Source organism: Pirellulales bacterium (assembly GCA_036490175.1).
Classification (GTDB): domain Bacteria; phylum Planctomycetota; class Planctomycetia; order Pirellulales; family JACPPG01; genus JACPPG01.
The window spans coordinates 1-13319 of the sequence record DASXEJ010000382.1 but is presented as its reverse complement, the minus strand read 5'-3'; the positions used below and the strand labels follow the sequence as shown (position 1 = coordinate 13319).

The 13319-nt window shown below is 60.8% G+C and carries 11 protein-coding genes; 6 read left to right on the top strand and 5 right to left on the bottom strand.

What is annotated here, in order from left to right:
* Positions 1 to 26: 26 nt before the first annotated feature.
* Positions 27 to 1400 (bottom strand): serine/threonine-protein kinase, encoded by a 1374-nt coding sequence (locus tag VGG64_29280; protein HEY1603731.1) that lies wholly within the window; start codon positions 1398 to 1400, stop codon positions 27 to 29.
* 209 nt (positions 1401 to 1609) lie between these two features.
* The gene (locus tag VGG64_29275; protein HEY1603730.1) at positions 1610 to 2293 is read right to left on the bottom strand and encodes an RluA family pseudouridine synthase; all 684 of its coding nucleotides are present in this window, start codon (positions 2291 to 2293) and stop codon (positions 1610 to 1612) included.
* Positions 2294 to 2455: 162 nt separating this feature from the next.
* Here VGG64_29275 and VGG64_29270 point away from each other — a divergent pair, with 162 nt between their 5' ends.
* The 5 genes from VGG64_29270 (at position 2456) to VGG64_29250 (ending at position 8825) form a co-directional block, all read left to right on the top strand.
* Positions 2456 to 3049 carry a Maf family protein gene (locus VGG64_29270; GenBank protein HEY1603729.1) on the top strand — a complete coding sequence of 198 codons (594 nt, stop codon included), beginning with the start codon at positions 2456 to 2458 and terminating at the stop codon, positions 3047 to 3049.
* A 187-nt stretch (positions 3050 to 3236) separates the two neighbouring features.
* Positions 3237 to 5573 (top strand): alpha-amylase family protein, encoded by a 2337-nt coding sequence (locus VGG64_29265; protein HEY1603728.1) that lies wholly within the window; start codon positions 3237 to 3239, stop codon positions 5571 to 5573.
* A gap of 150 nt (positions 5574 to 5723) precedes the next feature.
* Positions 5724 to 7094 (top strand): PQQ-binding-like beta-propeller repeat protein, encoded by a 1371-nt coding sequence (locus tag VGG64_29260; protein HEY1603727.1) that lies wholly within the window; start codon positions 5724 to 5726, stop codon positions 7092 to 7094.
* Between the two features lie 7 nt (positions 7095 to 7101).
* The gene (locus VGG64_29255) at positions 7102 to 7548 is read left to right on the top strand and encodes a TIGR03067 domain-containing protein (protein HEY1603726.1); all 447 of its coding nucleotides are present in this window, start codon (positions 7102 to 7104) and stop codon (positions 7546 to 7548) included.
* A gap of 197 nt (positions 7549 to 7745) precedes the next feature.
* Positions 7746 to 8825, top strand: coding sequence for a hypothetical protein (locus tag VGG64_29250; GenBank protein ID HEY1603725.1), 1080 nt, complete (start codon positions 7746 to 7748; stop codon positions 8823 to 8825).
* A 35-nt stretch (positions 8826 to 8860) separates the two neighbouring features.
* Here the strand turns inward: VGG64_29250 and VGG64_29245 are convergent, their stop codons facing one another.
* The 3 genes from VGG64_29245 to VGG64_29235 all read right to left on the bottom strand — a co-directional run bounded on the left by VGG64_29245 (position 8861) and on the right by VGG64_29235 (position 12244).
* Positions 8861 to 10102 carry a VCBS repeat-containing protein gene (locus VGG64_29245; protein HEY1603724.1) on the bottom strand — a complete coding sequence of 414 codons (1242 nt, stop codon included), beginning with the start codon at positions 10100 to 10102 and terminating at the stop codon, positions 8861 to 8863.
* A gap of 108 nt (positions 10103 to 10210) precedes the next feature.
* Positions 10211 to 10888 (bottom strand): DUF1080 domain-containing protein, encoded by a 678-nt coding sequence (locus VGG64_29240; GenBank protein HEY1603723.1) that lies wholly within the window; start codon positions 10886 to 10888, stop codon positions 10211 to 10213.
* Between the two features lie 66 nt (positions 10889 to 10954).
* On the bottom strand, positions 10955 to 12244 hold the full coding sequence (locus VGG64_29235) for a PQQ-binding-like beta-propeller repeat protein (protein ID HEY1603722.1): 1290 nt from the start codon (positions 12242 to 12244) through the stop codon (positions 10955 to 10957).
* 583 nt (positions 12245 to 12827) lie between these two features.
* Here VGG64_29235 and VGG64_29230 point away from each other — a divergent pair.
* Positions 12828 to 13319: PQQ-binding-like beta-propeller repeat protein (locus tag VGG64_29230; protein ID HEY1603721.1), on the top strand; the 492-nt coding region annotated here is incomplete at its 3' end.

Below are 13319 nucleotides of genomic sequence, written 5' to 3'. Positions count from 1 at the left end.
CGTGGGTCTACACGCGCGATGGCTAGCTAATGCGGCAAGAAGCCGCTTACGATGACAGCCACGATCGCCAGCACGGCGACCACGGCGGCGACGACCATCATCCACCGCAGCCAGGAAGGGAGCGTCGACAGGTCGTTGCGCGACCCCAGCAGGCGTGGCTCCGGGTCCAGCATTCGGATCGTCTCTTGATCGATGGCTACCAGCGGCGCCGTACCCACCGATGTCTGGCTGGGACTCTCCGCACCGCCCGACTCTTGCAAGGGCTGTATCAAGAAGTTCGATTCCGTATCCCGCAGTTGAATCGGAATCGGACGTGTACGCGGCGGCGCCATTACCGGAGGGGCGATCGGTTCGTTAGAGCGAATCTCCAGCGCCGCGGATTCGAAATCTCCGCTCCAGAGTTCCAACCGCTGCACGACTTCCTCGGCCGTGGGAATTCGCTCTTCGACGCGCTTGGCCATCATGTCGGCGATGACTTCCACGAAATCGTCGCTCAACTCAGGGTTGAATCGCCGCGGATCGATTGGGGGCAATTGGCAATGCGCCCGAGCCTTGTCGCGCGTCGTACCACCGGGGAACGGCACCTTGCCCGTGACCACGTAATACAAAGTGCATCCCAGCGAGTAAACGTCGCTGGCGCCGGTGAGCCGGTCGGGCATCGTGATTTGCTCGGGGGACAGGTAATCGGCTGTGCCGACGATTTTTCCCCCTTTGGCATCCGCGGGCACTTCGTCGCTGAAATAGTCGGCCAACCCCAGGTCAGAGACCTTGGTAATACCGTCGGGCGTAACCAGGATATTGCCCGGCTTCACGTCGCGATGTATCAGGCCGCGGCTATGGGCATGTGCCAGGCCATTGGCCGCTTGTCCGATAATCACAGCCGCGGTGGTCATGCTGAGCTTGCTGCGCCGGCGGATCAGTCGCCTCAGGTCTGTGCCCGGCACGAATTCGGTGACCAGGAAGTACACGTTGCCGTCGTGTCCGGCGTGATAAGCGCGCACCAGATTCTGATGATCCAATTGCGATTGGGCGCGCATCTCGCGAAAGAAGCTTGCTACGGCCTCGGGCGTGCTCTTGCTGCGCGGCAAAACCTTGACGGCGACGATCCGCCCCATCATGGCGTGTTCGGCCTTGAACACCTGCCCCATGCCCCCTTGGCCGATCGAGTCGATGATGTGGTAGTCGCCGAGGTTGAACTTGCGCTGGCCGATGCGCAGTTGTTCGGCCTGCCAGCGATTCAGTCGCCCTAGCTCGACGAGCTTGGTGGCCAACTTCTCGTCGGTCAGATCTCCAGCGCTTCCGGCAGCCAGTACGCCGATCGCTTCGTCCAGCTCCTCTTGCGTGAGCAGAGCACTGGCCAAGGCCGCCTGTTGAAACACGCTTTTGGAATCACTAGTCACGAACGTGCCGCTAGAATGGGGCGAATTGTTACGATCCTCTCATGTACAACCCTGCTGGGGGCAAAAGGGATCGATACCTCTACCCCGAATTGCTGCCCACTAGTATACGCGTTGTGGGAGTGTGTTGGCAGTCAGTCGAGCGTAAATTCTATCAGTGCCAGTAGATCCGTCGCCAGATTTAGTCCGCCGAGGTAGGATCCGGCAAGGTCCTAACGGTCGCGGACGCCATACTTCAGCCACGGCGCAGGTAGCGGCGCCGTCAACTCGATCGACTCGTCGCGGGTGGGATGCGTGAACGTCAGCCGGCGGCTGTGCAGGGCGATCCCTACGGGAAATGCCTGCCGGCTACCATATTTACGATCGCCCAGAATCGGCCAACCTTGGCCGGATAGTTGCAGCCGGATCTGATGTTTGCGGCCCGTTTCCAGCTCGACTTCCAAAAGCGTTCCGGGTGCCAGGCAAGCGAGGCTGCGGTACGTCAAGCGCGCTTCCTGCACGCCAGGACCTGCCAGCGCTGTCCGGTGCATGCGACGATGCCGCTCGTCGGCACGGACGAGGTCTACCAGTCGTCCAGCAGGTGGCTGTACGGCGCCAGCCACCAGAGCCCAATACAACTTGTCGACCGTGCGCGTTTTGAACTGCTCCGTCATCCGTGCCGCGGCCTTCGAGGTGCGGGCGAAAAGCACCACGCCCGAAACCGGGGCGTCCAGCCGGCTCATGGCCCCCAGGTAAACGTTGCCCGGTTTCTGGTAGCGTTGCTTGATGTATTCCTTGGCGCGGACCAGCAGGCTTTCGCGGTCGGCCGTCACTCCCATCGTGGGCAACCCGGCCGGCTTGTTGATCACCAACAGGTGATTGTCCTCGTACAGGATTTCGATCGTGGGGCTGGCCATAGAGCGCCGTGGTGCGTTGTCGGGGATACCGTATGAATCGTAGAATGGGCGACCCGATGCCGGTAGTGCCGGTGGTCACGAACCGTGTCGCGGAAACCCGCGCCGCCCTGGCATTTCGGGGATAACCGCATTTAGCCAAGAACCGACCATACGTCTTATCTCATGCCAACGCCGACTTACCGCTCGAAACTGATCCTTGCCAGCAGCTCGCCACGCCGCCGGCAATTGCTCGGCGAGGCGGGCTACGACTTCGAGGTCGTAGCGCCTAGCGAACTGGCCGAATGCGGCGTCTGCAGTGGCGAATCGCCGCCCGAATTGGTGGCGCGCCTGGCGTATCAAAAGGCGGCCGATGTTTCGACCCGTATCGGCCCGGCGTTGATCGTGGCTTGCGATACCGTGGCCGAATGCCAAGGCCAAGTTTTGGGCAAGCCGCGGGACGAAGATCATGCCCGGGTCATGCTCACGCTGCTGTCAGGCAAGCGTCACTGCGTCTATAGCGGGCTGTGCATCTGGCGCGTTCCCGCCGGAGAGCCGGTCGTGCGCGTGGCCAAGACGACGCTGCGCATGGACGCACTTTCGCCTGACAAGATCGCCGCGTACGTCGCCACTGGGGCCTGGGAGGGGAAGGCCGGAGCGTTTGGCTATCAGGACGGACTCGATTGGGTCCACATCGAGCAGGGGAGCGAGTCCAACGTCGTCGGTCTGCCCATGGAACTGCTGGCCGAAATGCTGGCCGACGCCCCGGCCGCGGATTGATTGCAAGCCGGTCCCACGGCAACGAAGATGTACGGGCACATACCGAAGGGACCACGGAACACGGCTCGGCGTGACGTGACTCTTCTATTTCTGAGCGCCGACGACCGCCGGTGCCACTTGCTGTAGGTGGCCGCGAAGTTATTCCGCCGCCAACCGACAGCGCATTGCTTCCTGGGGACTCGCTGCCATGAGATTTTGTACGCTGCGCGTTGCCATCTTGCCCCTGATTCTGGCAGCGAGCGCCTACGACTTCGCAGGGGCCGATGAGAATGACCGACGTTCGTCCGCGACGAGCTCTGCGCCCGCGTCGATCTGGGGCGACCTGATCATGCCGCAGCCCTACGACAAGGAGCCGTTCCACGAGATTCGCGTGCCGGAGTGGGTCGAGCAAACCATCGGCTGCGGCTACACGCTCTCGGGCATGGACACGCAACAGCGCACGCGGGCGGCTGCGGCGGGCGTGCGCCTGAGCGAGATGGGCTTCGTCGATCCGTTCTATGCGTACTACGACAGCAAGCTGCTTAAGAAACGTAGTCCGCATGTCCCACCAGACCGCTTGGCAAAGGATATCGCTGAATACAAGCGACTGGGCGTTCGCATCCTAGGCGTTTATCCGCCCTGCCTGCAAGGCGAGGTGTACGAGACGCACCCTGATTGGCGCAGGATCGATACCAACACCACGCAGATCCCGAGCATCGACATGGTGAAGTATCCGCATGGCGGTATGCTCTGCCTGCTGGGCCCCTATGGCGATTTTTTCATCGACGTGCTGGCCGAGATTCTCACGCAGTTTCCCGATGTCGACGCCTTTAGCTTCGACGGCTTGCACTACGGGGGCGTCTGCTACTGCCAACACTGCCGCGAGAATTTCCGTCATGACACCGGCGGCGAGATACCTGCTGCCGATCTGAACGATCCGGCATTTCGCCGGTATCAACATTGGGCCGATCGCCGCATGGAAGATTGCATTCGCCGCGTGCAAACACGCCTGAAAAAGATCAAGCCCGACGTAGCGTTAGTCACATGGACGACGAACGCCGGTCGCTTCGGTCATTTTCTTAGCATTCCCCGCAACATGCCCGCGCGAATGAACCTGCTATTGGACGCGCCCGATCAGGAATTCTGGCTGGACGAAACCAATCGCGGCGCGACGATCGTGCCGGCCCTTGCCAATGCCTACATCTGGGCGACGACGAATCATCGCGTCGCGTTCAGCGAGCCTTACTTGATGACCCACGGCAATCCCTACGGTAAGGACAGTTTTCCGCCGCAAGAGATTCTGCGTCGCATGCTGTTGGCCGTCACGTATGGGGCCCAGCCCAGTTTGGCCGTTGGTCAGCCTGCGAACCTGCAAGACGAAGTCTACAAGTGCCTGGCCGAGATCGAACGTCGCAAGCCGTGGATCACGCACAAGTGTCCCGAGCCTTGGGCGGCACTATTGCTCAGTGACAACACGCGCAACTTTTACGGACGCTCGGCCGGCCAGGTCGAAGAGCGTTATATGGCCCACGTGTTTGGTGCCTTCCGTGCCACCGTCGAAGAGCATCTGCCGGTGGCGATCGTCAATGATTGGAACCTTAATCCCACGGACCTGGCTCGTTACAAGGTATTGATTCTGCCCAACGCGGCCTGCCTGGACGATGCGCAAGCGGCGGCGGTCGAGGGCTTCGTGCGCGCTGGCGGCGGACTGGTGGCCACGGTCGATACGTCGCTGTTCAACGAGTTCGGCGACCCGCGCGATAACTTTTCACTGGCGAATGTATTTGGCGCCGATTATCAGGGACTGCCTGCCACGGCCGCCGCTCCGCAAGAAGTCGATGTCAATTTCTCCAAAGGCATTGGCGCTGACTATTGGGAGAAGCGGAAGAATGTCTTCGACTTCAAGCAAGATACGCAGTCGCTGTTGAACGAAGGCTTGATGAAGACCTACGTCGGCGATACGCAGGTGACATTCAAGGGGGCCGCGGTACGTGTCGCTCCCCGCGGAGCGCAGGCCCGCGTTATTGGCACGTTGCGCAGCAAATCGGCAGAGCAGCCGTTGGAATTACCCGCCGTGGTGACCAACGAATTGGGCCAAGGCCGGGTCGTGTACTTGCCAGCCGGCTTTGACGCGGCCTACTACTTGTACGCTTATCCGTACCATCGGCTGGTGCTTAAGCATGCCATCCAATGGGCTGCTGCGGCGTCGCAGCCGGTAATCGTTACCGCGCCAATGTGCGTGCATGCCACGACGATGCGCCAGCAGGCGGGCAATGCCGAACGGCTGGTCGTACATCTTTACAGCGATCTGAACACGACGGCGTTTCATGCATTGCCGAATGACGACGTACCATTGCACGAGGAAGTGGTGCCCATCCACGATATTCGCGTGACATTCGATCGCCGCTACAAGCTGGGCCGCGTCCACCTCGAGCCGGAGGGAAAAGTTCTGCAACTGCTCGACACACCCACGGGCCAGCAGGTGGTGGTTGATAAGCTGGATGTCCACTCGATGGTGGTGGCCGAGTTGTCATCCCCGCCATGAGTTGACGTTAAACGCGTGCTGGATTTAGTGGCAATTCTGCTATCGCGCGGATATCCTGAGTCGTGCCAGAATTTGTCTTGGGCCAGCGAGGCGGTTCTGACTGATGCTGTGGCCCGCTCGCGTTTCGATCCTTTCGCGTGGAGGCAGTTCATGCTTACCTTGGCGAGGCGCGCGTATCTGATTTCACTGACGTCTATCTCGATCGCCTGTTTGGGGAGCAGTCGATTGGCGTCGGCGGCCGACTGGCCGCAATGGTTTGGCACACATCGTGATGGCGTATGGCATGAGGCCGACCTGCTCGATAAGTTTCCGGCCGGTGGCCCGCAGGTGTTGTGGCGTGCCCCGCTGGGGATTGGCTACGCCGGACCCGCGGTCTTTGGCGACCGCGTGTACGTCATGGACCTCGAGCGCGCCACCGACGAACAGGGCCAACGCCTTCGCGCTACCCGGCAGGGCATTCTCGGCAAGGAACGCGTTCATTGTTTAAGCGCCGTCGACGGCCACGCGATTTGGAAGCACGAGTACGATTGCCCCTACACGATTTCGTACCCTAATGGGCCGCGCACCACACCTACGATCGACGCCGATCGTGTCTACACGCTGGGCGCAATGGGCGACTTGATCTGCTTCGCCGCCGACACCGGCAAGGTTCGCTGGTCGAAGAATCTGGCCACCGCCTATAAGACCGAAGTGCCAGTCTGGGGCTACGCCGGTCATCCGTTGATCGACGGAGATATTTTGTACTGCACAGTCGGTGGTGCAGGTAGCGCCGTCGTGGCACTGAACAAACACTCGGGAGAGGAAGTGTGGAAGGCCCTTTCGAGCGATGAAATTGGCTACAGCCCGCCAATGATTTACGAACTGGCCGGCAAGCGGCAACTGGTGATCTGGCTCTCCGAAGCGCTCTATGGGCTCGATCTCGCCACGGGGCGCAAGTTCTGGACGCATGCCTATCCTGAGGGTGTGCCGCCGCAGCGACCGGCGGTGAACATCGTCACCGTCAAGAAGATCGACGATATGCTGTTCATATCGAGCTTCTATCACGGTCCGATGATGATAAAGGTCTCGCCCGCGGATGAGACCTCGATCGTGTGGAAAGGGAACAGCAACAACGCGGCACGCCCGGATGGCGCGCATGCCGTCATGGCGTCGCCGGTTTTCAAGGACGGATATGGTTACGCGGTTGGCAACCAGGGAGATCTACGTTGCTTTTGCGTCGACACCGGAGAGCAGCTTTGGCAGAGTTACGCGGCAGTCACGGGCCGCAGGGCAGATTGCGGAACGGTATTCATTGTGCCGCAGGACGGGCGGTATGTGATGTTCAACGATCAGGGGAACCTGTTGTTCGCCTCGCTCTCGCCGGCCGGCTACGAGGAGATCGATCGGGCACACGTGCTCGATCCCGACAGCGCGGCCCGCGGCCGCGAAGTAGTGTGGTCGCACCCGGCTTTTGCCCGCCGTTGCGTGTTTGCCCGCAACGATCAGGAAATCATTTGTGTTTCATTGGCCAGGCAATCTTAGGTGCTGCATGCTGGCGAACGTTTTGCTCCTGTCGTTTGTTGTCGGGACCGCGCCCGCCGCGGTGGCGCAGGACGACGCAAGTGCCGCCGATCTTGCCAAAATGCAGGGGGATTGGATGGTCGCGTCGATGACCACCAGCGGTACGAAGCTGGCGGACGACGAAGCGCAGATCCTGTTTCGCACGGTTGCCGGCGACAAATACACTGTGTCGCGCTTTACCAAGGTAGTCGGACAGGGTGTTTTCAAAATCGATGCCACTAAAGAACTAAAAAAAATCGACTCGGCACCGGCCGGCCAGAACGACCAGGCAAAAATGATCTTGGGGATCTACGAGTTCGACGGTGCTCGCTTGAAAATCTGCAACGCGTCGCCCGGCAAGCCACGGCCGGTCAATTTCGACGCTCAATTCGGTTCCGGTCATACGTCGATCGTGTGGGAACCGGAAAAGAAGTAAGCGGGCGCGATCCGCCGATGGCTCGAAAACGTCACGCCGCCCGCCACCTGGCTTCGCCGTCCCGATGTAGCAACCCAGGGGCCGATTGCTCTACAATCTATTGTCGGTGGCTAGCGGGCTGGGAGGTTCTTGGGCTATTGCGTCCACATCGTCGCGATGTTTCTATCGAAAAACGCTTCCTGTGGCGGAGAATTAACATGCTCCGTGGGCACTCGCATGGTTTTGCTGGAACGGGCCTGGCTTGCACACTGCACATCGTCGCGGCGATCGTGGGAATCAGGGCCGCGGCGTGCGTTGCCGCAGACCCGCCGGCGGAAACCGCCGAGCCGTCGGCGAGCCAGAATTTTCAGGTCACTTCCAAGGAACTGGCACCCACTGCGCCCCAGCGGGAGCCATTCGATATCAATCACGTCGAGCCGGCCTTGTTGCGCGAGTTGACCGAAGAATGGATCAACTTGAAGCGGAAGCGACCTCCGCGCAAGTCCAACACCCGCGTTACCGATCCGAGCGGCGAAGTGGAAGTGATAGCGCGCCGCCTCGGCGAGATCGAGCGACAGCTACACGTTCTCGGCGCCTCGGGCAGACAAATCCGAGAGTTGTATCGATCAATCGACGAGCGTCACCGACGACGGCGCAGTACAGACGAATTGTTGCGAAAGGCGATCGTGGCCCTGGAACGCGACCGCTATACCTTGCGCCGCTTGGATCGTGCTGGTAGCGACGCGACGGCGGACGTCGTGGACGAAGCCCGCAAATATTTTGAGCAAGACCAGCGGATTGTCGACGAGTTGGAGGACGAATTGCACAGCTTGGGCATTTCTTGGGCGGAAATCGAGGCTAACAACATAGATGAAGTTGCCCAAGTCGAAGGTCAGATCCGCCAGCTCGGCAAGTCTTCACAAATGCGAGAACAAACTTGGGTCGCGTCGATCAAAACGATTCAAGCGATGCGGATGCATATGGAGAAGCAAGAATCTTTGCCGCCGCAAGAGGTCGACGAAGGACTGTTGCGCTCGCTCGAGCAGGCCTGGCAATCAGAAGAGCGCGAGCTGGAACGGCTAGGCCGAATGCTGCGCGCGATGGGAATGTCGGCCGAAGATCAGGAGCGCATCGAGGCTGCCTTTGCCGCGCAGCCCGAAGTGTTGCCAGGCGGTAAGGCGGCTCTACTACCCGGAGCACCGGCTGGGAACAACCCGGACGGCAGACTTCGGCCAACGGATGGCCCGCTTGGCCGGTCGATCGACGTTCCGGTAAGGCGAGCTTTGGAGCGACGCTGATTCAATGCCTGTCGCCTGCATTTTGAGCACGCCGATTATTTCTTGGCCGACGTCTCATTCCAATAGATGCGCACGTTGTGCGATTGCCTGCCCACGGCCACGATGTCTTGCCGACCGTCGCCATCGAAGTCGGCCACGGCCAGGTCCTCGACGGCCACGCCCCCCGGATCAATTGCGCTGCGCTGCCAGCGTCCGGCCGCCGCATCGGCTGGGTCGTAAATTCGCACGCCGCAGCGGGCCGTCGCGCTCAGTTCGTCGCGAACGCCGATCACCAATTCCTCGTCGGCATCGCCATCTAAATCCGCGCACGATACGGCGTGCCCCCATTTCAGCTCTTCGTCGAGCAGGTGGCGCTGCCACAGAGCGTCGGTCGCGCTTTCTTCGCCATTGCCCGGCGTTTTCTGGCCGGCGTTGGGCGGCGTATAAACGACTACTTGAAAGCCGTGCCAGGGCTCGACCGTAGCGATGTAACGCGAGCTCGCCAGCCGACCGAACTTGATCTCGCTCGCGCCGCGATTGGGGCGCGAGGTCTGATTGCCGGTGCCGATCCGTCGCGGCGTCCAACGCCCGTTGGCCCCGCGCTTCAGCAGTGTCACTCCCTCGAAGCTGGCCACGAGAATATCGATCTGGCCATCGCCGTCGAAATCGGTGGGCCAGAAATTGTGGGTCACGTGCAGGTCTTCGTTCAGCACTTCCACCGGCCACGCGTCGCGGCGCGGGTCGGGCGGAATGTGGAAAGCCAGAATGCGCACGCCGTGCCCATCCCAATCCGGCCCCTTGGTATCGCGCCCTTGCAGCGGCACGGCGATCAGCTCGGCACGCCCGTCGCCATCGATGTCGGCCCATCGCATGCGGTGCAAGGTAGGCTCTTCGGCAATCGGGCTGACGTTCCAACGTTCGCTTTTGTCTCCCGCGGGTCGCTCGAGCCATTGGATCGTGCCGCCGGAATGCGTCTCGGTGGGATGCCAGTCCGCACCCAGCGCAAAATCGAGTCGCCCGTCAGCGTTGATATCGTAGGGGGCGATGCACACATTGTCTTTCTTCGTTTGCCCCTCAATGATCGTGTGCAACTGCCAGGAGGGATTTTCGTACCAGATCACCCGCCCGGTATCGACCACCACGACATCGGGCTTTCGGTCACCATTCATGTCGACCACAGCGACGGCATATCCTACGCCCAGCCCTGCTCCGATTTCCTGCGTACGAAAGGCCAGTTCTGCAGCCGTGGCAATACACGGGGCCACCCACAGGAAGAGAACCAAAAGCAGTCGGCGCATGGTATTGCTCCGCGTGTGGGTCATGTTTATCAGAGACTTCCGGCGTCGCTTGCGACAGCAAGAACACAGCGTGCCACTTTGCCTGGCACCAGGTACGCGCTGCACCTTTTACGCGCCGGCCTTGATGGTCTTCAAGCGCAGTTTGCGGAAAGCCACCGCGCTGCCGTGATTCTGCAGGCTGACGTAGCCACAAAGGGGCTTGTTTTTAATCTGCTCGACCGTCGTTTGATCCACGTCCAGAACTTGCTGGCCGTTGATCACCACCATGATTCGTGGTCCCATGCAACGGATCTCGACCGTGTTCCATTCACCGGCCGGCTTCACGGCGCTTGCCGTGGGGGCCACGTATCGATAGAGCGAGCCGCTGGAATGCTCGTCCGGCGGTTTGGCGCCGTCGTCTTGCAATTGAACTTCATACGCGGCGAACGAAGGACGCGTCTGCCGGACACTGCGATAAGGCACCGTGCGGATGCCGACACCGCTGTTGGACCCCTTGGCTAGCTTGAATTCGGCCTGAAAGACGAAATCGCAAACCTCGCGATCGAACCGCAAGAATCCGAAACCGCCGCCGCCGCAGCGCAGCTCGCCGTCGGCCACAGTCCACACCGGGACGGTTTGCTCGCCCTCTTTGCGCGTGCTGGTTCCTTCGACCATCCAGCCGACCATGTCGCGGCCATTGAAAATCTCATCGAAGCCCGCTTCGTCAGCGTGAACAGCACGATTGCCGGCTATGACCAACGCCCATGCGGTGCAACAAAGCAGGGGAACGACGATTCTGGATTTCATAAGTTGTGCTCGCAGTTGTTGCAATCGCTAAGTTGCCGCCAAAACTACTCTCGACCCAGGCGCCGCTTACTTCGTTCCAATCGCGTACAGTGCATCGAACGATCGCAGGTAGATACGCCCACCAGAAATCGCCGGCGAAGCCGAAACCGACACCGCGTCATTCTCTTCGCCCAGCGTGTTCGTAGCCAACACCTCGAACGTGCGCCCCGCCTTGACCACGGTCACAACGCCATCGCGGGCTGTCAGGTATACCTTGCCGTCGCCATAAACGGGCGACGCCCGGTAGCGCGTTGTGTGCGTACGCTCTTGGTACAATTCTCGCCCGGTCTTGGCGTCCATGCAAATCAGCACGCCGTTTTCACGGCACAGATAGACCAAGCCGTCGTGTACCACGGGGGACGGCACGTCGGGCGTGTTTTCCGTACGCGTCCAGACGTGACCTTCTTGCGTTTCCGAGATATCACCGCTGGCGTCGGGCGAGATGCCCAGCACCGGACCGTTTTTTGCGCTGGGCACGACAACCAAACCCTCGGCCGCTACGGGTGAGGCGACGAATCGAAGCGTGGGATTGTAGCGCCCCTTGGGGTTTAGGCCGCCGCATCGCCAAAGTTCGGCGCCGTCCGCCAGGCGATGGGCCACCACGTAGTCGCAGCCATGAGTTATCAAGTACTCGTGATCGTGATCCCGATACATGATCGGCGAGGCATAAGAGTGCTCACACTCCGCGCGGGCGTCGCTCGTGCGGTTCTGCTTCCAGATCTCATCCCCCGTCGCCTTGTCGAGACACAGCACTAGCGCCGCTGCCGAATGTAGCAACTGCAAATACAACCGATCGCGATCCAGCACGGGGGTCGAGGTCATGCCGAACTGAATCTTGAATGGTCCATAACGATCTTGCAGATTGTATTTCCAGATTTCCTTGCCGGCGAAGTCGTAGCAGGCCAGGTCGCCCGTGCCCATCATGGCCCACACGTGCTTGCCGTCGGTCGCTGGCGATGGAGAAGCAGAGTTACCTTCGTCGCCGCGGACTTCCTTGTCTCCCGTGGCCATTACTCGCTCCCACAGGATCTTGCCACTGGTGTCGGCGCAGATCAGCACCAGATCGCGATCTTTGGCGCTGGTGAGAAAGATATGATCCTGCCACACCACCGGCGAGGCGCCGGCAGGCCCCGGCAGCGGCATCCGCCAGACAATATTTTCGGTCTTGCTCCAACTGGTCGGCAGGCCGGTTTCCAGGCTCGTGCCGTCCTCGCGCGGCCCACGCCACTGTGGCCAGTTCTCTGCCTGCGCCGTGATGGTGGCCGAAAGAATCGAAGCAATCGTGAATCCAAAAACGCACAAGATAGGTTTGACCATTCGAGATCGATCCGTGAGAAAGGTCCGCGGCAGGGAAGGTTTACGGCGTGGTTGTACTGCGGGCAGCAAAGCGACTGGTCGTAACATCCGCGCCCTGCGCCAAGGCGCGGGACAGGGGAGTTTGGTCAGCGCGAATTCGCCGATTGGTCCCACGCGAGATAGCCAAGCCGTGGGCAAGTCGACATCGTTACTGTCGCCGATCCATTGGGCCCGGTCAAGTCGCGGGCAACGAGCAGTGCGATGGAGATTTCGACAGCTTTTTGCCGGCGCCACCAACCTTGATGCGCGGTGAGCTTCCGCGCGGAATAGAGCGACGTTCTTCGATGGGGAAGCCCACGAATGCCGAATGGCAATGGAGGACTGATCGACCATTTGCGCTGCGACCCGAGGATACCAAACGCGCCTGCGACGACTCGGATCGATTTGCTGTACCGGCCGGGGCGCAAGCATGCGACACGACGCGCGCGAGACGAACCGGAGCAGCCAGGTCCAGCGACGCTCCGCCCGAATGTTGCCAAGCCCTTGCGAGGGTACTACGCTAGTAGCACTCGCCGCGAACCATTCTCCCGCCGGAACCTGCCTTATGTTGCGATTCGCATGGTCGGTCTTCTTCTTGATCGTTCTTGGCGCGACAACGGTCGTGAGCGCTGCAGAATGGCCCTGCTGGCGCGGGCCGCACGGTGACGGTACCAGCGAGGAGCAACACGTTCCGATCCATTGGAGCGCTCAAGAGAACATCGCTTGGAAAATCGCAGTGCCGGGCATCGGCCATGCGTCTCCGATTGTCTGGCAGGATCGCATTTTTCTCCTTACCTGCCTCGTGGATTCGGGCGATCGAGTGTTGATGTGCCTTGACCGAAAGTCGGGGCAAACGCTTTGGCAGCAGACGGTGATCACGGCGGCGCTTGAGGAAAAGCACGAGCTCAACAGCCACGCCTCGAGCACCCCGGCGACCGATGGCGAAAGCGTCTACGTCACGTTTCTGGCGAAGGACGACATCGTCGTGGCGGCTTACGACTTTGCGGGTCGGCAGCGGTGGCTGGTGCGGCCTGGAGAGTTTCATAGCAAGCACGGC